23 protein-coding genes are annotated in these 22,207 nt (G+C 66.0%); 3 read left to right on the top strand and 20 right to left on the bottom strand.

Annotation, left to right across the window (positions count from 1 at the left end; all coding sequences use genetic code 11):
• Nucleotides 1-141: 141 nt before the first annotated feature.
• A complete protein-coding gene (locus tag Q0632_RS07870; RefSeq protein WP_298926838.1) occupies nt 142-1,059 on the bottom strand; it encodes an adenylate/guanylate cyclase domain-containing protein in 918 nt (305 codons plus the stop codon).
• 286 nt (nt 1,060-1,345) lie between these two features.
• On the opposite strand from Q0632_RS07870, the gene Q0632_RS07865 reads away from it, so the two are divergent.
• On the top strand, nt 1,346-1,690 hold the full coding sequence (locus tag Q0632_RS07865; RefSeq protein WP_298926834.1) for a hypothetical protein: 345 nt from the start codon (nt 1,346-1,348) through the stop codon (nt 1,688-1,690).
• 22 nt (nt 1,691-1,712) lie between these two features.
• On the opposite strand, the gene Q0632_RS07860 is transcribed toward Q0632_RS07865, so the two are convergent.
• The 10 genes from Q0632_RS07860 to guaB all read right to left on the bottom strand — a co-directional run bounded on the left by Q0632_RS07860 (nt 1,713) and on the right by guaB (nt 10,584).
• Nucleotides 1,713-2,627 (bottom strand): LD-carboxypeptidase, encoded by a 915-nt coding sequence (locus tag Q0632_RS07860; RefSeq protein ID WP_298926829.1) that lies wholly within the window; start codon nt 2,625-2,627, stop codon nt 1,713-1,715.
• Nucleotides 2,624-4,009 (bottom strand): tRNA adenosine(34) deaminase TadA, encoded by a 1,386-nt coding sequence (gene tadA / locus Q0632_RS07855; RefSeq protein WP_298926824.1) that lies wholly within the window; start codon nt 4,007-4,009, stop codon nt 2,624-2,626. The genes Q0632_RS07860 and tadA overlap by 4 nt, the downstream gene beginning before the upstream one ends.
• Nucleotides 4,010-4,059: 50 nt before the next feature.
• Nucleotides 4,060-4,284, bottom strand: coding sequence for a hypothetical protein (locus Q0632_RS07850; RefSeq protein WP_298926819.1), 225 nt, complete (start codon nt 4,282-4,284; stop codon nt 4,060-4,062).
• A gap of 1 nt (nt 4,285) precedes the next feature.
• A complete protein-coding gene (locus Q0632_RS07845; protein WP_298926814.1) occupies nt 4,286-4,903 on the bottom strand; it encodes an FMN-binding negative transcriptional regulator in 618 nt (205 codons plus the stop codon).
• Between the two features lie 78 nt (nt 4,904-4,981).
• Nucleotides 4,982-5,593: a 2'-5' RNA ligase family protein gene (locus Q0632_RS07840; protein ID WP_298926809.1), complete on the bottom strand. Its 612-nt coding sequence runs from the start codon at nt 5,591-5,593 to the stop codon at nt 4,982-4,984.
• A 31-nt stretch (nt 5,594-5,624) separates the two neighbouring features.
• Nucleotides 5,625-6,635, bottom strand: coding sequence for a GAF domain-containing protein (locus Q0632_RS07835; RefSeq protein ID WP_298926806.1), 1,011 nt, complete (start codon nt 6,633-6,635; stop codon nt 5,625-5,627).
• Nucleotides 6,636-6,745: 110 nt separating this feature from the next.
• The gene (gene guaA, locus Q0632_RS07830; RefSeq protein ID WP_298926804.1) at nt 6,746-8,359 is read right to left on the bottom strand and encodes a glutamine-hydrolyzing GMP synthase; all 1,614 of its coding nucleotides are present in this window, start codon (nt 8,357-8,359) and stop codon (nt 6,746-6,748) included.
• A 2-nt stretch (nt 8,360-8,361) separates the two neighbouring features.
• On the bottom strand, nt 8,362-8,796 hold the full coding sequence (locus tag Q0632_RS07825; protein WP_298926800.1) for a type II toxin-antitoxin system VapC family toxin: 435 nt from the start codon (nt 8,794-8,796) through the stop codon (nt 8,362-8,364).
• On the bottom strand, nt 8,793-9,041 hold the full coding sequence (locus tag Q0632_RS07820; protein ID WP_298926798.1) for a type II toxin-antitoxin system Phd/YefM family antitoxin: 249 nt from the start codon (nt 9,039-9,041) through the stop codon (nt 8,793-8,795). Before Q0632_RS07820 ends, Q0632_RS07825 begins: the two co-directional genes overlap by 4 nt.
• Nucleotides 9,042-9,114: 73 nt before the next feature.
• Nucleotides 9,115-10,584, bottom strand: coding sequence for an IMP dehydrogenase (guaB, locus tag Q0632_RS07815; RefSeq protein ID WP_298926797.1), 1,470 nt, complete (start codon nt 10,582-10,584; stop codon nt 9,115-9,117).
• Between the two features lie 140 nt (nt 10,585-10,724).
• Here guaB and Q0632_RS07810 point away from each other — a divergent pair, with 140 nt between their 5' ends.
• Nucleotides 10,725-11,258, top strand: a complete 534-nt coding sequence (locus tag Q0632_RS07810) for a DUF4124 domain-containing protein (RefSeq protein WP_298926795.1) — start codon at nt 10,725-10,727, stop codon at nt 11,256-11,258.
• A gap of 16 nt (nt 11,259-11,274) precedes the next feature.
• Here Q0632_RS07810 and Q0632_RS07805 read toward each other — a convergent pair whose 3' ends face one another.
• Nucleotides 11,275-11,604, bottom strand: a complete 330-nt coding sequence (locus Q0632_RS07805) for an RnfH family protein (protein ID WP_298926794.1) — start codon at nt 11,602-11,604, stop codon at nt 11,275-11,277.
• A 9-nt stretch (nt 11,605-11,613) separates the two neighbouring features.
• Nucleotides 11,614-12,054: a type II toxin-antitoxin system RatA family toxin gene (locus Q0632_RS07800; RefSeq protein WP_298926793.1), complete on the bottom strand. Its 441-nt coding sequence runs from the start codon at nt 12,052-12,054 to the stop codon at nt 11,614-11,616.
• Nucleotides 12,055-12,114: 60 nt separating this feature from the next.
• Between Q0632_RS07800 and smpB the strand changes: the two genes are divergently transcribed.
• Nucleotides 12,115-12,588 (top strand): SsrA-binding protein SmpB, encoded by a 474-nt coding sequence (gene smpB / locus Q0632_RS07795; protein ID WP_298926791.1) that lies wholly within the window; start codon nt 12,115-12,117, stop codon nt 12,586-12,588.
• Nucleotides 12,589-12,591: 3 nt separating this feature from the next.
• Here smpB and Q0632_RS07790 read toward each other — a convergent pair whose 3' ends face one another.
• The 7 genes from Q0632_RS07790 to nusA are packed head-to-tail and all read right to left on the bottom strand — an operon-like array spanning nt 12,592 to nt 22,203.
• The gene (locus Q0632_RS07790) at nt 12,592-13,695 is read right to left on the bottom strand and encodes an enoyl-CoA hydratase/isomerase family protein (protein ID WP_298926789.1); all 1,104 of its coding nucleotides are present in this window, start codon (nt 13,693-13,695) and stop codon (nt 12,592-12,594) included.
• On the bottom strand, nt 13,692-14,573 hold the full coding sequence (locus Q0632_RS07785) for a DMT family transporter (RefSeq protein ID WP_298926787.1): 882 nt from the start codon (nt 14,571-14,573) through the stop codon (nt 13,692-13,694). Before Q0632_RS07785 ends, Q0632_RS07790 begins: the two co-directional genes overlap by 4 nt.
• Nucleotides 14,574-14,577: 4 nt before the next feature.
• Nucleotides 14,578-16,410 carry a translational GTPase TypA gene (gene typA / locus Q0632_RS07780; protein ID WP_298926785.1) on the bottom strand — a complete coding sequence of 611 codons (1,833 nt, stop codon included), beginning with the start codon at nt 16,408-16,410 and terminating at the stop codon, nt 14,578-14,580.
• On the bottom strand, nt 16,407-17,360 hold the full coding sequence (truB, locus tag Q0632_RS07775) for a tRNA pseudouridine(55) synthase TruB (protein ID WP_298926782.1): 954 nt from the start codon (nt 17,358-17,360) through the stop codon (nt 16,407-16,409). Before truB ends, typA begins: the two co-directional genes overlap by 4 nt.
• A 2-nt stretch (nt 17,361-17,362) precedes the next feature.
• Complete coding sequence (gene rbfA, locus Q0632_RS07770) at nt 17,363-17,737, bottom strand: 30S ribosome-binding factor RbfA (RefSeq protein ID WP_298926779.1); 375 nt, start codon at nt 17,735-17,737, stop codon at nt 17,363-17,365.
• 21 nt (nt 17,738-17,758) lie between these two features.
• Nucleotides 17,759-20,623 (bottom strand): translation initiation factor IF-2, encoded by a 2,865-nt coding sequence (gene infB, locus Q0632_RS07765; RefSeq protein ID WP_298926776.1) that lies wholly within the window; start codon nt 20,621-20,623, stop codon nt 17,759-17,761.
• A gap of 23 nt (nt 20,624-20,646) precedes the next feature.
• Nucleotides 20,647-22,203, bottom strand: coding sequence for a transcription termination factor NusA (nusA, locus tag Q0632_RS07760; protein ID WP_298927039.1), 1,557 nt, complete (start codon nt 22,201-22,203; stop codon nt 20,647-20,649).
• Nucleotides 22,204-22,207: the final 4 nt, after the last annotated feature.

Below are 22,207 nucleotides of genomic sequence, written 5' to 3'. Positions count from 1 at the left end.
AAGGGTTTGCGAGCGGTAGTTCGAGTGAAATGACCATGTCAGGGCCTGATTGCCCCGATCTTGGATCGCCCTTATTGCTTAATACGATGTGTATTATGTCAAATAATATGACAGCTCCGCACAGCTAGCAGCAAGACGAATTCAGCGTTCCTCCAGCACAAAGCTCACGGTCGGCACAGTGAAATCATCGAATGGAGCGCCCAGCGCGATCTCGCCGCTATCGTGCAGCACGCAGTTGTCACGTCTCAGGGCCAGTTCCGTCTGGCTGCCGGTAAAGCGCACCCACGTGCCGAAACTGCTCATGTCGGTCAAAACAAAGGTGCCATTGCGCCATGCGATACCGGCATGCAGGCGCGACACACGCTGATCGTTCACCATGAATTCAGCCTCGGGCGCCCGTCCCAGGTTGATCGGCAAGTCGGCCGCGGTAAAGCTGCCGCGCTGGTCGAGCCAGGCGAGCTCAATCCGCGCCCCATTCGATGCTACGGGCCGGCTCTGCTGGGCCAGGTCGGCCGGCTGAGTGAATAGGCCGGTATGCAGCTCTTCCTGCCATTCGATGCGAAAGACGACCCGCGACTCGACCTTGCCACGGATGGCAATGGGGCCCAGGCTGCGGAACCGCACCCCCTCACCCGGCGCATGGATCTGTTCCGTCACCGTGTCCGTCGCCCAGATCTGGTCGGCACCTGACAGGTCTGACAGCCGCGAGGCAACGTTGACAGCATCGCCGTAGCAATCCCCGTCCACCTCGACCACGTCGCCGCAGGCAACGCCCACCTGCAGGCGCATGCGCAGCTTTTCGGGCCAGCCAGCAATCCGCTTGAGGTGCACCCGCTGCATTTCCACGACCGCATCCACTGCGTCCTTGCTGTCGGCAAAGATGGCAAGTACCCCATCCCCGAGGTTCTTGACGACGCGGCCATGGTGGGCAGCGCAGACCTCGCCGATCCAGTAAGTGAGCTTGGTGATCGAACGGGTGGCGCGGTCATTGCCCAGGGCCTCGAAAACCCCGGTACTGCCCGTCAGGTCCGCAAAGACGACGGTGGTCGTAGCCCTCATGCCCGTGATGCCTTGAATTGAATACAGCAGAGTTTAGGGGATGCTTGGTGGCTTCACGCCTCGTTCGTCAACTGCAACTGTCCTGGCGAGTTCAAATTCGGCAAAATGAAATAAAAAGCACTCACTTGACGTGGAGCTCGAAATGGCCTCACTAACCGTTACCAACTCATTGATTTTCTTGTTGTTTTTCGTTAACTACGTCACGTCTTTGACTTGCCCTTCAGCCAAGCTGCGCATACTGTCATCTTGCGTCGGCAAAAGTGCGCGAACCAGACAAAAAAGACATATGCGTTGGCTGAAACCTAATCTTCGAAGCAGCATTTACGGCTTGCTGGGCAATCCGGTCCCACTGTCGGACTCGGCCCTGGAAAGCGGCACAGAGGACATCCGCGAGTCCATGCTGGCCCTGCTGGGAGACGCGGGTCCGAAAAACTTCCCGCAGGTCACCCGCCGCATTCGCTATGCCAACGACATCCAGGCTCTGTGGTACTTGCGGGGCGACCTGATGGCGGCCCTGGCGGCCATGCATGGCGAGATGGCGGCCCGCGAGAAAATCCAGGCCATCACCCGGATGTTCCAGGGCCTGCTGCCCAACGGCCTGAACTCGCGCCACAGCCCGCTGGTCGGCTGAGGCGCCCTCTCCCGCCGCGCTTTCAGTGGCGGTGTCCCCAGAGCAGGAAGGCATCCCGGCCTTCGACCGCCAGATGGACCTTGGCGCCCACCGGAAGCGTCACCTTCGTCGGCACATGGCCAAAAGGCAGTTGCGTGAGCACGGACGCCTTGACCTGGCTGCGCAGCCGCTGGACCACGGTCTGCAAACGGAAGCCCTTGTCGTGGGGCGCCGCCTTGTAGTTGGTGAAGTGCCCCAGCACGATGGCCTTTTGCGAGGCCAGAACCCCGGCGTGGAGCAATTGGGTGAGCATGCGCTCGACGCGGTAGGGATGCTCGTGCACGTCCTCCAGGAACAGGATGCCGCCCTTGATCTTGGGCATCCAGGGGGTTCCGACCAGCGAGGCCAGGATGGCCAGGTTGCCGCCCCAGAGCACGCCTTTGGCCTCAAGCAGCTTCTCGCTGGCCTCGGAGCGCGGCAGCTGCCAGCCCGTGCCTTCGCCCTGCCCGCTGACCAGATCCTCGAAGCAGTCCTGCATGATGTCGTCGGGCTCGCCCTCGACACCGAAGTCCTCGCCCAGGGCCGGTCCGGCCCAGGTGATCTCGCCGGTCTTGGCCAGCACCGCGTTCTGGAACGCAGTGAAGTCGCTCAGGCCGACGAACTTCGTTCCCTTGTGGATGGCCTTGGCCAGGGCCTTGTACGGCAGGCCCGGCAGGATGCGCGTCAGGCCATAGCCGCCGCGCGTGATCAGGGCCACGTCGGCGCCGCTGGCGGCAGCCCGCCCGATGGCCGCGATGCGAGTGGCATCGTCGCCTGCAAAGCGCATGTGGGTGGCAAAGACGTCCGGGTCGAGTTCGACCTCATGCCCCAGGGCTTTGAGCCGCGCCACGCCGCGGCGCACTGCGGCCTTGTCGCGCACCGCGCTGGAGGGCGAGAAGATATAGATATGTTTTTTCACGGCCCGAAGTATCCCACTGCAGCCAGGGCGACCGGCTCGCCATGCTCCTGCACGAAATGGCCGGCCTGCGGCAGCACCATGGGCTCGGGGCAGCCGCGGATGGATTTGCGCAGTTCCTGCATCACCGCAGGGCCAAGCACCGGATCCTGGGCGCCGATGGCCATCAGGCTCTTGCCCTGCCAGTCAAGCGACCAGAACGCTAGCGCGTCGCGCGAGATGGCGGCGCCTGGCGAATCGGCGAACTCCGGCACCATGGGTGCAAAAGCGCGCAATGCCGCACGGTGGCCGCGGCCGGGAAACGGCGCGTTGTAGGCGGCACACTCGCCGGCCTGCAGCTGCGGGTTGCCGCGGGCCAACAGGCGGGCCACGTCGAAATCCGGGTTCTGCGCGCACATCTCGCGCCAAGCCAGAAAGCCCGGGCCCAGCGGCGTCTCGCCGGTGGCCAGCGTGGTGTTCATCAGCAACAGGCCACCGTAGCGCTGTGGCGCAGCCATCGGCAGCGTCAGGCCCAGCAGGCCGCCCCAGTCCTGCACCACCAGCACCACGTTGCGCAGGTCCAGCCGCTCGACAAACTCCAGCAGCAGCTGGCGGTGCCAGCCAAAGCTGTGGGCGCCCTCCTTCTTGGGCTTGTCGCTCTTGCCAAAGCCCACCATGTCGGGTGCCACGACCCGGTGGCCGGCGGCCAGAAAGACCGGAATCATCTTGCGGTACAGGTAGCTCCAGGCCGGGTTGCCGTGCAGGCACAGCCAGGTCAGCGGCGCGTCCACCGGCCCTTCGTCCAGGTAGTGCATGCGCAGGCCCGCCAGTGCCGGCAGGTCGCTCAGGTAGTGCGGTGACCAGGGATAGCCGGGCAGGCCGGCAAAGGCCTCGTCTGGCGTGCGCACGGCATCGTCACGCAAGGGGCTGGCGGCCAGCCGCGCCTCTTCGCGGCGGCCGCGGAAGAAGTTGGCCAGCAAGGCGCCGCATTCGGCGGCCAGCACCCCGCCCTGCACTTGCGTCTGGTGGTTCAGGCGAGCCTGCGCGAAAACATCGAGCACTGAGCCCGCTGCGCCGGTCTTGGGATCGGCAGCGCCATAGACGACGCGCGCCAGCCGCGCATGCAGCATCGCGCCCGTGCACATGGTGCAGGGCTCCAGCGTCACATAGAGCTCGCAGCTGTCCAACCTGTAATTGCCCAGCACCTGGGCGGCGGCACGCAGCGCCACGATCTCTGCGTGCGCCGTGGGATCGTGGGCGGCGACCGGCGCGTTGCGACCCGTCGCGATGACCTGCCCGTCGCGCACCACGACCGCGCCGACCGGCACTTCGCCCGCTGCGCCGGCCTGCCTGGCTTGCTCCAACGCCAGCCGCATCCACCGGAAATCGCTCTCGCTAGCTAGCATTTTTATAGCGTCTTGCGCCCTGTTCACAAGGGATGCAGCCAGATTTGATGCTACTTTTCATCCGGCATGGGTCGCGCCTGCTGCATGGCGCCCTGCACGGCTTGCTCGAACTGCTGGACCTGCTGCTGCGGTGTGGCCGCCGGTGCCGCGGCTCCCACAGGCGCGCCGGGCACCACCGGCAAGGGCGCGACCGCGCTGCTCAACTGCTTTTTGGCCAGCATGCCGACGATGGCAACCACTACCAGCAGGCTCAAGATGCCGAAGACCGCGCGCATGTCAGGCTCCCATCCCGAGCTTGTCCATCCACTGCGCCAGCGCCATCTCCTGCTCGTTGCCGCCGGCATAGGCTTGCCGGAGCGCAGCATGCGACTCGGGGCGGTGCTGGTTCAGCTTGAGCTTGCATTGCAGTTCGGTCACCTTCAGCTCGAAACCGACGATGCCGGCCAGCATCTTGTGGGCGAATTCCTCGCCCAGGTCGCGCCACTGCTGGGCATAGGGCGGCTCGTGGTCGCCGATCAGTTTTTTGAGCAACCTGTCCTTGGCCAGCGGATCCTCCACCAGCACGGCTTCGACGGTGCAGTGCACGGCAAGGTAGTTCCAGCTGGGCACGCGCTGCAGGTCGGGATAGACCTTGGGCGACAGATAGGCGTGCGGCCCCAGGAAATTCACGACAGCCCGGGGCCGTTGCTGCAGATAGCGCCAGTGGGGATTGGGCTTGGCGCAATGGCCCAGCAGCACGAAGCCGCCGTCGCGCTCTTCCAGATGCAGCGGCAGGTGGGTGACAAACGGCAGGCCGGTGTCGTCGCACGAGATGAGGCTCGCGAAAGGATGCGAGCGCATCAGCTCCGCGGCGATGGCGGAATCCTTGTTCTTGAACTGCGGCGGTTGGTACATGGCGCTCTCTCCTGGCTTGCACTTTAGCAAGAAGCCACGGCGGCGCCGTGCAAATTGCGCATCACTGCGATGCGGCGCTCAGTTGCCCAGCGGCCAGGTTCCCAGCACTTCGTGGCGCGACAAGCCGATATGGCTGCGGACCAGGGCGAATCCCGTGGCGCGAAAGCCGATAGGTTCCAGGGGCTTGCGCTCGATGCGGTGGCGCGGGTCGTAGCACAGGGTCATGTGCGGCTCGTAGGTCCGCGGCGGTTTGAAGCCCTGGTCGGCCAGCGCGCCGCCCAGCGTTGTGCGCAGGCCGCGCACCGCATCGAGTCCCTGGGCGCCCAGCAGCACCAAGGGAGCACTGGGCGCGTCGAAGCTCATGACAGCATCGAAGCGCACATCGATGGCCGCAAAGCGGACGGTGGCAGCCGCGCGGCGGGCCGCGTCCACGCTGGCTTGGTCCGCGTCGTGCCCGACCAGGTCCAGCGTGACGTGCAAGCGCTCCGGGGCGATGCGCTTGCCCGAGACACCAAGCGATGCCAGCAGGCCGGCGGCGAAGCGATCGATCGCGGCCGCGTCGGAGGGGTCCGGCCGCAGTGCGAAAAACAGGGTGTGGCGCGGCTGCGCGGCCGGCGCTCGCCGCTGCGCCGGACGTCGGGGCGCCGGTTGCGGCACCTCTCCAAACAGGTCTTGTGGCGGCTGGTCCATGGGGCAATTGTGCCCCGCCGGCTGCCGCCCTTCAGGCGTCCAGGGGCTCCAGGCGGGCCAGGGTCGTGGCCCAGATGTCGATGGCGCTGGCTGTGGCGGGCATCTCGTCCAGCCTGGCCAGGCCCAGGCCCAATTGAAGTTCCAGGTCCAGGCGGATCCCCGGGGCATCGAGGGCCACGCGCGGATTGCGCAAGGAGGCCAGCAGTTCGTCCACGGCAGCGGCCGTCGCGCCCGGCACCAGGGCACAAAAATCGGTGTTGCCCAGCGCGGTCAGGGCGCCGTCATCGGGAAGGCGCTGGCGCAGCACCTGGGCGATCAACTGGCGCACGGTGGCCGCACGGGACCTGTCCTGCACGCCGGCCAGTTCGTCCATGTTGCGCACACGCAGGTAGCACAGGGCCAGCGAGGTGTTCTGCTGCCGCGCCAGTGCCAGTTCGCCACTGAGCAACTCGCGGAAGCGCCGCACCGGCAGGCCGCCGGCGACCCGCTCGTACAAGGCCCGGCGCTCCATCTGCCCCAGGCGGATCAGCGCCCGCTTGTGGCTGTCGGCCAGCACGTCCAGACGCAATTCGGCCTCGGCCAGCCTCGCCAGGTCCTGCAGGCCCTGCACATGGGATTGGCGAAACGCGTGGGGGGTGGTGTCCATGGCGCACAGGGCGCCGGCGCGCTCGCCGTTGTCCAGGTAAAGCGGCACGCTGAGCAGGGAGCGCACGTGGGTGGGGCCGGTCACCAGGGGGTTGTCCCAGAACACCGGGTTGAGGCTGGCGTCGGTTTCCAGGCGGGCCTGGCCGCCATCGACCGGCGCGGCACAGAACTGCAGCGCATGGCGGGTCTGGTGGGCCGGCAGCCCATGGGCCGAGCGCAGCCAGGGCTTGGCCTCTTCTTGTTCCATCGCGATGAAGGCCATCGGAATTTCCAGCAGGCGCATCGCCGTGCGGGTGATGCGCTCATAGCGTTCGTCGCGCGGGACCGGCGACAGATAGTTGTCGCTCAGCACCTGGGACGGTTGCAGTTTGGACTGGAAGACCGGGGTACTCAGCATTGGGGGGACTCCGTTGGCATTGGGCTTAGAACCAATGTAACTAGACGTACCCCCGCACTTGATAGGCAAATTGCCTAGCCGCCCTAAGGCATGGGCCTAGGAAGCCGTGCTCACTCCCACTCGATCGTTGCTGGCGGCTTGCTGCTCACGTCGTAGGTGACGCGGTTGATGCCGCGCACCTCGTTGATGATGCGGCTGGAGACCCTCTTGAGCAGCGCATAAGGCAGCTCGGCCCAGTCGGCCGTCATGAAGTCGCTGGTCTGCACGGCGCGCAGCGCCACCACGTAGTCGTAGGTGCGGCCATCACCCATCACACCCACGCTCTTGACCGGCAGGAAGACGGTGAAGGCCTGGCTGGTCAGGTCGTACCAGGACTTGCCCGTGGCCTCGTCCTTGAAGTTGCGCAACTCCTCGATGAAGATGGCGTCGGCGCGGCGCAGCAGGTCGGCGTACTCCTTCTTGACTTCCCCCAGGATGCGCACGCCCAGGCCGGGGCCGGGGAAAGGATGGCGGTAGACCATGTCGTGCGGCAGTCCCAGCGCCACGCCCAGCTCGCGCACCTCGTCCTTGAACAGGTCGCGCAGCGGCTCCAGCAGCTTGAGACCCAGCTGCTCGGGCAGGCCGCCGACGTTGTGGTGGCTCTTGATGGTGACGGCCTTCTTGGTTTTGGCGCCACCGGACTCGATCACGTCCGGGTAGATCGTGCCCTGGGCCAGCCACTTGGCACCCTTGGCGCCGGCGCCCGTCAGCGTCGCGGCCTCCTGCTTGAAGACGGTGACGAATTCGCCGCCGATGATCTTGCGCTTGGCTTCCGGGTCGGTCACGCCGGCCAGCTTGCCCAGGAACAGGGCGCTGGCGTCGACCCGGATCACCTTGGCGTGCAGCTTGCCGGCGAACATCTCCATCACCATGTCGCCCTCGTTCAGGCGCAGCAGGCCGTGGTCGACGAAGACGCAGGTCAGCTGGTCGCCGATGGCACGGTGGATCAGGGCGGCGGCGACGGAGGAGTCGACGCCGCCGGACAGGCCCAGGATGACCTCTTCGTCGCCCACCTGCTCGCGGATTTTCGCCACCGCCTCGGCGATGTGATCGCGCATGATCCAGTCGGGCTGGGCGCCACAGATGCCGAGCACGAAGCGCTCGAGGATGGCCTTGCCTTGCTGGGTGTGGGTGACTTCGGGATGGAACTGCAGGGCGTAGAACTTGCGCGCCTCGTCGGCCATGCCGGCGATCGGGCAGCTCTCGGTCGAGGCCATCAGCTTGAAGCCCGGCGGCAGCTCGGTCACCTTGTCGCCATGGCTCATCCAGACGTTGAGCATGCCGTGGCCTTCGGCGGTGGCGAAGTCGGCGATGTCCTTGAGCAGTTCGGTATGGCCGCGCGCGCGCACGGCAGCGAAGCCGAACTCGCGCTTGTGCCCGCTCTCGACCTTGCCACCCAGTTGGTGGGCCATGGTCTGCATGCCGTAGCAGATGCCCAGCACCGGCACGCCTAGCTCGAAGACGGCTTGCGGCGCCTTGTCTGTCGTGTCCTCGTAGACGCTGGCATGGCTGCCCGAGAGGATCACGCCCTTGAGCGCGCCGTCCTTGGCGTACTCGCGCACCCAGTCGTCCGAGACGTCGCAGGGATGGACTTCGCAGAACACGTGGGCTTCGCGCACGCGCCGGGCGATCAGCTGTGTGACCTGGGAGCCGAAGTCGAGGATGAGGATTTTCTGGTGTTGCATGGCTAGAGGCTAGAAAGGTCCAGGAGCTTGACGCCGCAGGCGGGGGCGGCGTCGATGAGGCGTTTGTCGAAAGTGGCCAGAGGCAGGTTCAGCGAGCGCGCCAGCCACATGTAGCCGGCGTCGTAGGCCGACAGGCCCGCGTCCATGGCGACGGCCAGGGACGCCTTGTGCTGCGCGGGCGCCAGCTCATGTAGCTCCACGCGGTGGCGGATGGCGTCGAGCACGCCCCACAGCCCTTCCACCGCCGTCTGCGGGATGCGGCCGCGGCGCACGCCGTTGGCCAGGATATTGGCGCATTCCCATTGCCAGAGATTGGGCGCCTGGGGTTCCACCTCGTCGCGCCGGATCAGGGTGTACAGGCGTCGCGTGTGCTCGCCGGCCTCGTCGGGCAGCAGCCAGGCGGCGGTGACGGAGGCGTCGAGCACGAAGGCCGTCATTCCTGCCGGCCTTCGTCACGCAGCTCACGCACTGTGGGACCGGGCTTGATGGACGCATGCAAGGCGTCTATCTGGCTGAGTTCGCGCTCAATCTGCTCGTCGGTGATGACCGGCTTGCGGCGCACCGGCAGCATGCGCACGACTTCCTTGCCGTGGCGGGTAATGCGCACCTCTTCACCCTTTTCCACCTGCTCGATCAGGGCGGAAAAGTTGTTTTTGGCTTCAAAAATCCCGGTGGTGTGCATGATTTTGGCCAGAAGTGGAGACTCTGGCCAAAATGGTAGCAGTATCTGGCCTGTTTTTCAACTCTGGCCAGAATCATTCGGAACGGTAGTTCGGCGCTTCCTTGGTGATTTGCACGTCGTGCACGTGGCTCTCGCGGATGCCAGCCGAGGTGATCTCCACGAATTCCGCTTTGGCACGCATCTCTTCGATCGTGGCGCAACCGCAGTAGCCCATGCTGGCGCGCACGCCGCCGGCCATCTGGTAGACGATGGACACCAGCGAGCCCTTGTAGGGGACGCGGCCTTCGATGCCTTCGGGCACCAGCTTGTCGGCGTTCGGGTTGCCGGTGGTGGCTTCCTGGAAATAGCGGTCGGCGCTGCCCTGCTCCATCGCGCCGATCGAGCCCATGCCGCGGTAGCTCTTGTAGCTGCGGCCCTGGAACAGCACGATCTCGCCGGGCGCCTCTTCGGTGCCGGCGAACATGCCGCCCATCATCACCGTGTGGGCGCCGGCGGCGATGGCCTTGGCGATGTCGCCCGAGTAGCGGATGCCACCGTCGGCGATCAGCGGCACGCCGCTGCCTTGCAAGGCCGTGGCCACGCTGTCGATGGCCATGATCTGCGGCACGCCGACGCCGGCAACGATGCGGGTGGTGCAGATCGAGCCCGGGCCGATGCCGACCTTGACCGCGTCGGCGCCGGCCTCGACCAGGGCCAGGGCGGCGGCACCGGTGGCGATGTTGCCGCCGATGACGTCGACCTGCGGATAGTTCTGCTTGACCCAGCGCACGCGCTCGATCACGCCCTTGCTGTGGCCGTGGGCGGTGTCGACCACGATGGCGTCGACGCCGGCCTTGACCAGCAGTTCAACCCGCTCTTCGGTGCCCTCGCCCACGCCGACCGCCGCGCCCACGCGCAGGCGGCCCGACGGGTCACGCGCGGCGTTGGGGAAGCTGGTCTGCTTGGTGATGTCCTTGACGGTGATCAGGCCCTTGAGCTCGAAGGCGTCGTTGATGACCAACAGGCGCTCGAGCTTGTATTTGTTCAGCAGCGCCTTGGCTTCGGCCGGGCTCGTGCCTTCCTGCACCGTGATGAGCTTGTCGCGCGGCGTCATGATCTGGCTGACAGGCACGTCGTAGCGGGTCTCGAAGCGCAGGTCGCGCCCGGTCACGATGCCCACCACGCGGCCGCCGTCGATCACCGGGAAGCCGGAGATGCCCAGCTGCTCCTGCATGGCGATGACCTGGCGCACGGTGTGGTCGGGGGTGATCACCACCGGGTCGCGCAGCACGCCCGACTCGTAACGCTTGACGCGCGCCACTTCGGCAGCCTGCTGCTTGGCCGTGAGGTTCTTGTGGACGATGCCCATGCCGCCTTCCTGGGCGATGGCGATCGCCAGACGCGCTTCCGTCACCGTGTCCATGGCTGCGGACACCAGCGGCAGGTTCAGGGTGATATTGCGGGAGAGACGGGTCGCGAGAGAGGTGTCCTTGGGCAGGACCTGGGAGAACGCTGGCACCAGCAACACATCGTCGAAGGTGAGCGCTTTTCCTAAAAGGCGCATGTCAAAGCTCCAAAAAAACGATTGTACCCGCGCCCCCTGGGACTTACCCGCACGGGGCCGCCCGACGAAGCGTGAGGGAATGCCGACGAGCGGCGCGGGACCGCGACACGGCCGCAACAGGGCCGCGCTACACTGACCGCATGAACAGGTTTCGCGCTCTGACACTCGCCCTGGGCTGCGCCCTGCCCCTGGCGGCAGCGGCCCAGTGGGTCTGGCTCGACAAGGATGGCCGCAAGGTCTACAGCGACCAGTCGCCGCCGGCGAGCATCCCCGCCAAAAGTATCCTCAAGCAGCCGGGTGGCAAGGCCATGCAGCCGCCAGAGGCCACGCCTGCCGCCGAAGCTCCTGCTGGCGCCGTTGCTGCAGCGTCGGCCCCCAAGGTCGCCGCCAGCGGCCTGAAGGTCAGCGGCACAGACAAGGCGTTGGAAGAAAAGAAAAAGCAGGCCGACGCGGCCGAGGCAACAAAAAAGCAGGCAGAAGCAGAACGGGTGTCCAAGATCAAGGCTGAAAACTGCGAGCGCGCCAAAAGGTCCAAGGCCAGCTTCGACTCGGGAGTGCGCATTGCATATACCAATGCGAAGGGGGAACGGGACATCATGGATGACGCCATGCGCGCGTCGGAGGCAAAGCGCCTGGACGGCATCATCGCCACAGACTGCAAGGCGCCTGGCTGAGCGCCATCCGGTCCAGTCAAGAGCCGGCCTTGGGGCCGGCTTTCTTTTTGGCGAACAGCCCGGCTGCCCGCGTGCCCTGCTCACGGAAGCGCTCGCGCCGCGCGAGCTTGGGGTCGACCAGCAGCGGCCGGTAGACCTCCACCCTGTCGCCCGGCTGCAGCTGCTGGCCGAGCGTCGCCGCGCGGCCCCAGACGCCGACCGGCGCCTGCGCCAGGTCCAGTTCCGGGCAGGCGGCTGCAAGCCCGCTGGCCTGCAGCGCCGCCAGCACCGTGGCGCCCTCCTCCAGGCTGAGCGTCCATTCCCGCACCTCGCGCGGCGCCGGCGACCAGGCAACGGTGACTTGCATCGTGGGGCCCTAGCCGTAGACTTGCTCTGCTCGCTTGACGAAGGCGTCGACCAGGCTGCCGGCGATCTTGTCAAAGACCGGACCGACCAGTGTCGCCAGAGCGGCACTCTTGAAGCCGTAGTGCAGGCGCAGTTCGACCTTGCACGAGCGCTGGGCAGCATCGCCGACGGGGCTGAAGGTCCAGTGGCCGTCCAGCCGCGAGAACGGGCCGTCGATCAGCTTCATCGCCACCTCGCGGTCGGCGACGTGCTCGTTGCGGGTGGTGAAGCTCTGGTGGATGCCGCCGAAGGCGATGCCGACTTCGGCCCGCATGCCGTGCTCGTCGCGCTCGAGCACCGCAGCGCGGTCGCACCAGGGCAGGAATTGCGGATATTTCTCCACATCGGTGACCAGGGCGAACATTTCCTGGGCGCTGTACCAGATGAGGACGGATTTGAGAACTGTTTTCATAGAGAATGCGGGGCCCGCGCGGGATTGTAGAGACACCAACACATCCCCATTTGTAGTCTGATGACCAAGAAACCCGAAACCGCCAGCCGCATTGCCGACAACAAGAAGGCCGCCTTCAACTATTTCTTCGAGGAAAAGTTCGAGGCCGGCATGGTGCTGCAGGGCTGGGAGGTCAAGGCGCTGCGCGAAGGCAAGGTGCAGCTGACCGATGGGTATGTCGTCGTGCGCAATGGCGAGCTCTTTCTCATCGGCTGCCAGATCAATCCGCTCAAGACGGCCTCTACCCATGTCAATCCGGACTCCATCCGCACCAAGAAGCTGCTGCTGCACAAGGAGCAGATCCGCCGCCTGATCGGCAAGGTCGAGCAAAAAGGCTACACCCTGGTGCCGCTGAACCTGCACTGGAAGACCGGCAAGGTCAAATGCGAATTCGCGCTGGCCAAGGGCAAGGCGGAGCACGACAAGCGCGACACCATCAAGGACCGCGAAGGCAAGCGCGAGGTCGAGCGCGCGATGAAGTCGCGCAACCGCTGAACTTCAGGAGAGCATGCGCAAAGGATGCGCATGCGTGGGCCAGGGGCTGGCGAAGAACGGCGCCACCATCTCCGGCGTCACGTCCTCGATGCGCGGCGGATTCCACTTCGGGCTGTGGTCCTTGTCGACCGCCAGGGCGCGGATGCCCTCCACGGTATCGCTGGCGGTGCCGGGCCGCAGGTGGAAGCAGTGGCGCACCATGTCGCGCTCCATGCGCAGGTCCTCGGCCAAGGCCATGCTGCGCCCGCGCCGCAACTGCTCGAGCACCACATGCAGCATCAGGGGCGAACGCTTGCGCAGCACGGCCGCGGTCGCTTCCGCCCAGGGCGTGCTGTCGGCTTCCAGCGCGGCCACGATCGCAGCCACGCTGTCCAGCCCGAAAAATCGGTCAATCTGGCCCCTGGACCCCGCCAAATGGCTCTTTTCAGCTATGGATTGCATAGCATCCGGGTCCCGCAGCGGTGCCACGGCGGCCGCGCCCTGGCTGGCCAGGCTGTCCCAGACGGCCGGCAGGCGGGCCGCGTCCAGCAGCAGATCGGCCAGGCCGGCGGCCAGCGCGTCATGGCCCTCGATCATCTCGCCGGTCAGGGCCAGGTACTCACCGATGCGGCCCGGGCAGCGGCTGAGGAAATAGCCGCCGCCCACATCGGGGAACAGGCCGATGTTGGTCTCGGGCATGGCCATCTTCGTGCGTTCGGTGACGATGCGCAGGGCCGCGCCCTGGGTGATGCCCATGCCGCCGCCAAAGCAGATGCCGTCCATGAAGCCCACATAGGGCTTGGGATAGTGGTGGATCAGGTGGTTGAGGGTGTACTCCTCGGTGAAGAAGTCCTCCATCGCCACGCCGCCGGCCAGCGCCACCTGGTGGAAGAAGCGGATGTCGCCACCGGCGCAGAACATCCCAAAAGGGCTGGCGCCGCTGGGGCTGGCGCTGTCCTTGCCCATGCCGCGGATGCCCACCACCTCGATGGCCGGATCGTCGCGCCAGGCCAGCAGGGCCGCAGTGAGGTCGCGCACCATGGCCAGGGACAGCGCGTTGAGCGCCTTGGGCCGGTTCAGGGTGATGAGGCCGGCGCGACCGCGGACCTCGGCGATGACATCGCTCATCCTCTTTGCTTCCATCCGATCAGTTCATTGACGACCAGGGCGCCCAGCACCAGGGCGCCGCCGACCAGCACGTTGGGGCCTGGCTGCTCATTGGCGCCGGCCCAGGCCAGGGCGATGCCGAAGATGACTTCCAGCAAGGCCAGCAAGGACACCTCGGGCGCCTTGAGCACGCGGGCGCAGACCACAGACAGCACGCAGGGAATGGCCAGCTGTACCAGGCCCAGCAGGGCCAGCCAGGCCACGTCCGCGCCCGATGCGCCAAACGGCAGGGCCAGCGGCAGGCTGACGGCGGTGGAGATCAGCGCACCCACCAGCACGCAGGGCACCAGGTCCAGCTTGTCGCCGCGCGCCTGGCTGCGCTGGGTCACCGTCCACTGCACGGCGCCGGCGCAGGGAACGCACAGGGCCACCAGCATGCCCGCGAGCACGCCCGGCGTGCCCAGGCTCACCTGTGAGCCAAACATCCAGACGATGCCGACGCCGGCCACCGCGATCGCCACCCAGGTGCGCGGCGCCAGCCTGTGGCCGGTGAAGACGCGCGAAACCAGGGCGGTGAACAGCGGCCCCAGGGCCAGCGTGATCAGCACGTTGGCCACCGTGGTCAGCGTGAGCGCCACCATGAAGGCGGTGAACATCACGCTCCAGCACACGCCGGACAGCCAGAAGTACGGGCTGCGCCAGTGCATGTTGCGAAACACCTGGCGGCCCTGCCAGGCGGGCAGAATCACCAGCAGCGACGCCGCGGTGAAGAAACTCCGCCAGAAAGTCACCTCGAAGCTGCGGGCGTGTTCCAGCTGGCGCGCGACAACGCCGGCGATGGACCACATCAGGGTCACCGCCACCATCACCCACACGGCCTGACCGTGGCGCAGTTTCATGGGTTCAGGAGTCGCGGCCGGCGCGCTTGCGCTCGTTCTCCTTGAGGTAGCGCTTGCGCAGGCGCACGCTCTTGGGCGTGATCTCGACCAGCTCATCGTCCTCGATGAACTCGACGCCGTACTCCAGCGTCAGCTCGATCGGCGGCGTGATCTTGATCGCGTCTTCCTTGCCCGAGACGCGGAAGTTGGTCAACTGTTTGGTGCGTGTGGCGTTGACCACCAGGTCGTTGTCGCGGCTGTGGATGCCCACGATCATGCCCTCGTACACCGGGTCGTTGGCCTTGACGAACATGCGGCCGCGGTCGTCCAGCTTGCCCAGTGCGTAGGTGAAGATCTCGCCGTCGTCCATGGAGATCAGCACACCCTGCTTGCGCCCGCCGATGTCGCCCTTGTGCGGCTCGTAGCTGTCGAAGATGTTCGAGATCAGGCCCGAGCCGCGCGTCAGGTTCAGGAACTCGTTGGTGAAGCCGATCAGGCCACGCGCCGGGATCCGGTATTCGAGGCGGACACGGCCGCGGCCGTCCGGCTCCATGTTCACCAGGTCGCCCTTGCGCTCGCCCAGGGCCTGCATCACGCCGCCCTGGTGGGTTTCTTCCACGTCCACGGTGACCAGCTCGATCGGCTCGTGCTTCTCGCCGTTGACCGTCTTGAGCACCACGCGCGGCTTGGAGACAGCCAGCTCATAGCCTTCGCGGCGCATGTTTTCCAGCAGGATGGTCAGGTGCAGTTCACCCCGGCCCATGACCTCGAAGATGCCTTCCTCGTCGGTTTCGTTCACGCGCAGTGCCACGTTGTGCTGCAGTTCCTTTTGCAGGCGGTCCCAGATCTGGCGGCTGGTGACGAACTTGCCTTCACGGCCAGCCAGCGGGCTGGTGTTGACGCAGAAGTTCATGGTCAGGGTCGGTTCGTCGACCTTGAGCATGGGCAGCGGTGCCGGGTTGGCAGGGTCGGTCACGGTCACGCCGATGCCGATGTTTTCAATGCCGTTGATCAGCACGATGTCGCCGGGGCCGGCCTCGGTCACCTGGACGCGGTCCAGGCCACGGAAGGTCAGCACCTGGTTGACGCGGCCCTTGAGGGTCTTGCCGTCCGGGCCCTCCATGACGACCACGTCCATCATGGGCTTGATGGTGCCCTGGCTGATGCGGCCCACGCCGATGCGGCCGACGAAGGTGGAAAAATCCAGTGCCGAGACCTGCAGCTGCAGCGGGGCAGTCGGGTCGCCCGTGTTCGGCGGGACGTGCTTGAGGATGGTGTTGAACAGGGCCGACATGTCGGGGCCCCACTGCTCGCCGGGAGCGCCCTCCTCCAGCGACGACCACCCATTGATGCCCGAGGCGTAGACGATGGGGAAGTCCAGTTGCTCGTCCGTTGCGCCCAGCTTGTCGAACAGGTCGAAGGCGGCGTTGACCACCTTGTCGGGGTTGGCGCCCGGCTTGTCGACCTTGTTGACCACCAGGATGGGACGCAGGCCCAGGGCCAGGGCCTTCTTGGTCACGAAACGTGTCTGGGGCATGGGGCCCTCTTGCGCGTCGATGAGCAGCACCACGCTGTCGACCATGGACAGGGCGCGCTCGACCTCGCCGCCGAAGTCGGCGTGGCCGGGGGTGTCGACGATGTTGATGTGCGTGCCTTCCCAGCTCACGGCGCAGTTCTTGGCCAGGATGGTGATGCCACGCTCTTTTTCGATGGCGTTGTTGTCCATCACGGTGTCGACCACTTTCTCGTGCTCGGCGAAGGTGCCAGACTGGCGCAGCAGCTGGTCGACCATGGTGGTTTTGCCGTGGTCGACGTGGGCGATGATGGCGATGTTGCGGATTTGCTTTTGGTTGCTCATGGTCTCGGTTCCAGGATTTGCTGAATTTCGGTAGGGGCCAGCAAGCGCCCCGGGATCAGTTCGCCGGCACGGGTATGGCCCGTGCCCAGCAGGGCGCGCGGCTGCGCGCCGAAGACGGCGATGTGTTCGTTGTCGGGCCAGTCGCCACGCCGGCGCACGCCCGACAGGAAACGGCCTGCATTGTCGGCGTCCAGCGTGACGGCCGTGTGATCGGGCAGCAGCGCGTCCACAGGCAACAGGCGCTCCAGCCGCTCGTCTTCGCCCATCGCCTCCAGAGCCTCCAGCGTCACGCACTGCGCCTGGCCGAACTGGCCGGTGGCGATGCGGCGCAGCGCGATCAGGTGGGCGCCGCAGCCCAGGGCCTCACCGATGTCTTCGCCCAGCGTGCGGATGTAGGTTCCCTTGCTGACTTTTGCTACTATCTTGATAGCATCCGGGCCATATTCAGCGGGGGCTACAGACAGATTCAACTCAAAAATGGTGATGTCGCGGGGTGCCCGCTCCACTTCCTGGCCGGCGCGGGCGTATTCGTACAGGGCCTTGCCGTCCTTCTTCAACGCGCTGTGCATGGGTGGCAGCTGGCGCTGCGCTCCGGTGAACTGCGCCTGCACCCGCGCCAGCATCTCGGCGCTGACGGCCGGCACGGGTCGCTGCGCGATGACATCACCCTCGGCGTCGCCAGTGGCCGTCTTGACGCCCAGGCGGGCGACGGCCTCGTAGGTCTTGTCGGCATCGAGCTGGAGCTGGCTGAACTTGGTGGCGGCGCCAAAACACAGCGGCAGCACGCCGGTGGCCAGCGGGTCGAGCGTGCCGGTGTGGCCGGCCTTCTCGGCGCGCAGCAGCCATTTGCATTTTTGCAGGGCGTTGTTGCTCGACAGGCCCAAAGGCTTGTCCAGCAGAAGCACCCCATGCACGGGGCGCCTCACGACCCGTGCTCGTGGTGCGCTCATGGCTATGCGTCGTCTTTGGAACGGGAAGCGACCGCGCGCGCGATCAGCGCGTTCATGTCGGCGGCGCGCTCGGTCGTGCGGTCGAACTGGAAGTGCAGCGTCGGCACGGTGTGGATGTGCAGGCGCTTGAACAGCCCATTGCGCAGGAAGCCGGCGGCCTGGTTCAAGGCCACCTCGCACTCGTTGGGGTCGCCCACCAGCACGCTGAAAAAGATCTTGGCGTGGGCGTAGTCAGGCGTCACTTCGACGGCCTGAATGGTCACCATGCCCACCCGCGGGTCCTTCAGTTCGCGCGCGATCAGCTCCGTCAGATCGCGCTGGATCTGATCGGCGACCTTGAAGCCGCGGTTGGGTGTGGATGACTTTTTCGCTGCCATGACTGCTGCACCTTGGTCGCTTTACAGCGTCCGGGCGATTTCCTTGATCTCGAAGACCTCGAGCTGGTCACCGATAGAGATGTCGTTGTAGTTCTTGAGCTTGATACCGCACTCAAAACCTTCCTTGACTTCGCGCACATCGTCCTTGACCCGCTTGAGCGACTCGATTTCGCCGGTGTAGATCACCACGTTGTCGCGCAACAGGCGGAAATGCGCGTTGCGGTTGACCTGGCCCGAGGTGACCATGCAACCGGCAACAGTGCCGATCTTGGACGCCACGAACACCGTGCGGATCTCGGCCGTGCCGATGACTTCTTCCTTCTTGTCCGGCGTCAGCATGCCCGACATGGCGATCTTGAGCTCGTCCACCGCGTCATAGATGATGCTGTAGTAGCGGATGTCCACGCCTGTGCTCTCGGCCGTCTTGCGCGCACCGGAATCGGCCCGCACGTTGAAGCCGATGATCACCGCCTTGGAGGCGATGGCCAAGTTGACGTCCGACTCGCTGATGGCGCCGACGGCGGAGTACACCAGCTGAACCTTGACTTCGTCGGTCGACAGCTTGAGCAGCGACTGCCCCAGCGCTTCCTGCGAACCCTGGACGTCGGCCTTGATGATGATGGGAACCATCTTCACCTCGCCGGCGGTCATGTCGGTGAACATGTTCTCCAGCTTGGAGGCCTGCTGCTTGGCCAGCTTGGTGTTGCGGAACTTGCCGGCACGGTAGGTGGAGATTTCGCGGGCGCGGCGCTCGTCGGTCATCACCATGAACTCGTCACCAGCCTGTGGCACTTCGGTCAGGCCCTGGATTTCCACCGGAATGGAAGGACCGGCCGACTTGATGGCCTTGCCGTTCTCGTCGAGCATGGCGCGAACACGGCCATAGGTCTGGCCGGCCAGCACCACGTCGCCGGCCTTGAGCGTGCCGGACTGCACCAGCACGGTGGCGACAGGGCCGCGGCCCTTGTCCAGCCGGGCCTCGATCACCAGGCCCTTGGCCATGGCTTCGACCGGGGCCTTGAGTTCCAGCACTTCGGCCTGGAGCAGCACCTGTTCCAGCAGGGCGTCGATGCCCTCGCCGGTCTTGGCCGACACCGGCACGAAGGGCGACTCGCCGCCGTACTCTTCGGGCACGACTTCCTCGGCCACCAGCTCCTGCTTGACGCGGTCCGCGTTGGCGCCGGGCTTGTCGATCTTGTTGATCGCCACCACGAGAGGAACGCCCGCCGCCTTGGCGTGCTTGATGGCTTCCTTGGTCTGCGGCATGACGCCGTCATCGGCCGCCACCACCAGGATGACGATGTCCGTGGCCTTGGCGCCGCGGGCCCGCATGGCGGTGAACGCCTCGTGGCCCGGGGTGTCCAGGAAGGAGATCATCCCGCGCTCGGTCTGCACGTGGTACGCGCCGATGTGCTGGGTGATGCCGCCGGCTTCGCCCGACGCCACCTTGGCGCGGCGAATGTAGTCCAGCAGCGAGGTCTTGCCGTGGTCGACGTGGCCCATGACAGTGACGACGGGAGCGCGCGGCAGGGCCTCGCCATCGGCGACACCGGCATCCTGCTCGGCGAAGGCTTCCGGGTCATCCAGTGCGGCGACCACGGCCTTGTGGCCCATTTCCTCGACCATGATCATGGCCGTGTCCTGGTCCAGCGGCTGGTTGATGGTGACCATCTGGCCCATCTTCATCAGCGCCTTGATGACCTCGGAGGACTTCACCGCCATCTTGTGCGCCAGTTCGGCCACGGTGATGGTTTCGGGCACGTGCACTTCGATGATGCGCGCCTCGACCGGTGCGGCCTGCGTATGGTCGTCGCGCTGGTCACGGTCGTTGCCGCGACGGCCACGCGGGCCTCCGCGCCAGCTGTTGCGGCCGACGCCGCCCGAGGCATCGCCACGGGTGGGGATGGCCTTCTTCTTGGCCGGATCGCCTGCCCAGCTGGACGACAGCTTGGCGGACTTGACTTCCTTGCCAGCGCCGGGACCCGCAGGGGCGGCCGGGGCCGGACGGCCGGTGCCGGTGCCCACGGCGGGCTTGTGCAGCGTGCCTTTGGCGGCGCCGGGCTTGGGCGGATCGGCCTTGACCACGACTTTTTCAGGCGGCTTGTGGGCCACCAGCACCTTCTTGGGCGCGGACATCATCGAGCGGATGGCGGCGGCTTCGGCCTCGGCCTTGCGGCGGCGGTCGCCCAAGTCGGCGGCACGTGCGGCCTCCTCGTCGGCGCGGGCCTTCGACTCGGCAGCGGCCTTTTCGCGCGCTTCGGTCTGGGCGGCGGCGCGGGCAGCGGCAGCTTCGGCAGCAGCCTGGGCAGCCTCGGCCTGGTTGCTCGATTCGGCAGCCTTCTTCTGTTCTGCGGTGGCGGCGTAATTGGCGGCGCGCTCTTCGGCTTCGCGCTCACGCTTTTCGGCCTCCTCGCGCTGGCGGCGCTTTTCCACCAGGTCGTCTTCCTGGCGGCGGATCAGCTCGGCCTGGCGGCGGGCTTCTTCCTCGCGACGCGACAGCTCGGCCTCGTCGATGCGCGGTGCGCCCGGCGGTGCCTGCTCCGGCTCCTGGTCCTCGGGCTGCTCGGCCACGGCGGTATCGCCCTCGTCACGCTTGACGAAGGTGCGCTTCTTGCGCACCTCGACCTGGATGGTGCGCGCCTTGCCGGTGGAGTCGGCCTGCTTGATTTCGCTCGTGGACTTCTTCACCAGGGTGATTTTCTTGCGCTCAGGCGCAGCCGTGCCATGGCTGGCCTGCAGGAAACCGAGCAGCTTTTGCTTGTCTGCTTCGCTGAGCGCGTCGGTCGCGGCCGATTTGGCCACACCTGCGCTGCGAAGCTGCTCAAGCAGCGTGTCGGGAGATTTCTTGAGTTCGTTTGCAAACTCGGCGACGGTCGTACTGGACATGTGTTCTGGTGCCTTCCATCACATCACTCTTGGGCCGCGGTGGCGCTGGTGAACCAGTGCTCGCGAGCCTTCATGATCAAGGTCTTGGCCTCGTCCGAAGACTGGCCGGTGATATCTGTCAATTCATCGACGGCCAGGTCGGCCAGGTCGTCGCGCGTGTTCACGCCGTTCTCGACCAGCTTGGCAATCAGCTCGGGGGTGAGGCCTTCGAGGTCGCGCAGGTGCTGCGAGACTTCCTCGACGCTCTCTTCGCGGGCGATTTCCATGGTCAGCAGGGCATCCTTGGCGCGCGTGCGCAGCTCGTTGACCGTGTCCTCGTCGAAGCTCTCGATCTCCAGCATTTCCTGGATCGGCACGTAGGCCACTTCTTCCAGGCTGGTGAAGCCCTCGGAGAACAGGATGTCGGCGATTTCCTCGTCGACGTCCAGCTTTTCCATGAACAGCTTGCGGATGGTGCCGGTCTCTTCGGCCTGCTTCTGTGCCGACTCGTTGGCGTCCATGATGTTGATCTTCCAGCCCGTGAGGTCGGAAGCCAGGCGCACGTTCTGGCCGCCTCGGCCGATGGCGATGGCGAGGTTTTCCTCGTCGACCACCACGTCCATGGCGTGCTTCTCTTCATCGACGACGATGGACGAGACGTTGGCCGGGGCCAGGGCGCCGATCACGAACTGCGCCGGGTCCTCGGACCACAGCACGATGTCCACGCGCTCGCCGGCCAGCTCGTTGGTCACGCCGTTGACGCGGGTGCCGCGCACGCCGACGCAGGTGCCGATCGGATCAACCCGCTTGTCGTGCGACAGCACCGCGATCTTGGCGCGCGAGCCGGCATCACGGGCACAGGACTTGATCTCCAGCAGGCCTTGTTCGATCTCGGGCACTTCCTGGCGGAACAACTCAATCATGAACTCGGGCGCTGAACGCGACAGGATGATGGGCGCGCCACGCAGCGTCAGGTCCACCTCCATGATCATGGCGCGCACGCGGTCGCCGGTGCGCAGGTTTTCCTTCGGGATCATCTCGTTGCGGCGCAGGCGGCCTTCGACACGACCGCTTTCCACAATGATGTCGCCCTTGTCCATGCGTTTGACGGTGCCGACAAAAATCTTGTCGCCGCGGGACATGAAATCGTTGAGCAGCATTTCGCGCTCGGCGTCGCGGATTTTCTGCAGGATGACCTGTTTCGCCGCCATGGCGCCGATACGACCAATCGGCACCGACTCCACACCTTCTTCGATGTACTCATCGACCTCGATATCGGGAATCTGCTCCTTGGCTTCGAACAACAGGATTTCTTGGTCGGGCAATTGCAGGCCGGCTTCGTCAGGCACCAGGCACTGCACGCCGAAACGCTGCGCCAGGCGCTGCTGCATGAGCTGGCGGATGGGCTGGCCGGTGAGGTGCTCGATCAGCCCCGCCAGCACCAGCGTGTCGCAGTCGCCGTACCGGAAACGCTCGCCTGGCACAGCCGTCGCCGGCCCGGCGCAGAAGCGCAGCGCTTCGGGCTGCCAGGGCGGGCCCTTGCGACGGTAGAAGGACAACACGCCATCGGCTTCCACGGGGCCGTCGACGGGCTGCGCCAGGCCG

The sequence above is a fragment of the uncultured Ramlibacter sp. genome, from assembly GCF_936925435.1.
Taxonomy (GTDB): domain Bacteria; phylum Pseudomonadota; class Gammaproteobacteria; order Burkholderiales; family Burkholderiaceae_C; genus Ramlibacter.
The sequence above is the reverse complement of the archived record's forward strand: the minus strand, read 5'-3'. Positions and strand labels throughout refer to the sequence as shown.

Coding starts and splice junctions, on each gene's coding strand:
- Q0632_RS07870 (WP_298926838.1), bottom strand. CDS start 1,059: ATGAGGGCTACGACCACCGTCGTCTTTGCGGACCTGACGGGCAGTACC.
- Q0632_RS07865 (WP_298926834.1), top strand. CDS start 1,346: ATGCGTTGGCTGAAACCTAATCTTCGAAGCAGCATTTACGGCTTGCTG.
- tadA (WP_298926824.1), bottom strand. CDS start 4,009: ATGCTAGCTAGCGAGAGCGATTTCCGGTGGATGCGGCTGGCGTTGGAG.
- Q0632_RS07850 (WP_298926819.1), bottom strand. CDS start 4,284: ATGCGCGCGGTCTTCGGCATCTTGAGCCTGCTGGTAGTGGTTGCCATC.
- Q0632_RS07845 (WP_298926814.1), bottom strand. CDS start 4,903: ATGTACCAACCGCCGCAGTTCAAGAACAAGGATTCCGCCATCGCCGCG.
- Q0632_RS07840 (WP_298926809.1), bottom strand. CDS start 5,593: ATGGACCAGCCGCCACAAGACCTGTTTGGAGAGGTGCCGCAACCGGCG.
- Q0632_RS07835 (WP_298926806.1), bottom strand. CDS start 6,635: ATGCTGAGTACCCCGGTCTTCCAGTCCAAACTGCAACCGTCCCAGGTG.
- guaA (WP_298926804.1), bottom strand. CDS start 8,359: ATGCAACACCAGAAAATCCTCATCCTCGACTTCGGCTCCCAGGTCACA.
- Q0632_RS07825 (WP_298926800.1), bottom strand. CDS start 8,796: ATGACGGCCTTCGTGCTCGACGCCTCCGTCACCGCCGCCTGGCTGCTG.
- Q0632_RS07820 (WP_298926798.1), bottom strand. CDS start 9,041: ATGCACACCACCGGGATTTTTGAAGCCAAAAACAACTTTTCCGCCCTG.
- guaB (WP_298926797.1), bottom strand. CDS start 10,584: ATGCGCCTTTTAGGAAAAGCGCTCACCTTCGACGATGTGTTGCTGGTG.
- Q0632_RS07810 (WP_298926795.1), top strand. CDS start 10,725: ATGAACAGGTTTCGCGCTCTGACACTCGCCCTGGGCTGCGCCCTGCCC.
- Q0632_RS07805 (WP_298926794.1), bottom strand. CDS start 11,604: ATGCAAGTCACCGTTGCCTGGTCGCCGGCGCCGCGCGAGGTGCGGGAA.
- Q0632_RS07800 (WP_298926793.1), bottom strand. CDS start 12,054: ATGAAAACAGTTCTCAAATCCGTCCTCATCTGGTACAGCGCCCAGGAA.
- smpB (WP_298926791.1), top strand. CDS start 12,115: ATGACCAAGAAACCCGAAACCGCCAGCCGCATTGCCGACAACAAGAAG.
- Q0632_RS07790 (WP_298926789.1), bottom strand. CDS start 13,695: ATGAGCGATGTCATCGCCGAGGTCCGCGGTCGCGCCGGCCTCATCACC.
- Q0632_RS07785 (WP_298926787.1), bottom strand. CDS start 14,573: ATGAAACTGCGCCACGGTCAGGCCGTGTGGGTGATGGTGGCGGTGACC.
- typA (WP_298926785.1), bottom strand. CDS start 16,410: ATGAGCAACCAAAAGCAAATCCGCAACATCGCCATCATCGCCCACGTC.
- truB (WP_298926782.1), bottom strand. CDS start 17,360: ATGAGCGCACCACGAGCACGGGTCGTGAGGCGCCCCGTGCATGGGGTG.
- rbfA (WP_298926779.1), bottom strand. CDS start 17,737: ATGGCAGCGAAAAAGTCATCCACACCCAACCGCGGCTTCAAGGTCGCC.
- infB (WP_298926776.1), bottom strand. CDS start 20,623: ATGTCCAGTACGACCGTCGCCGAGTTTGCAAACGAACTCAAGAAATCT.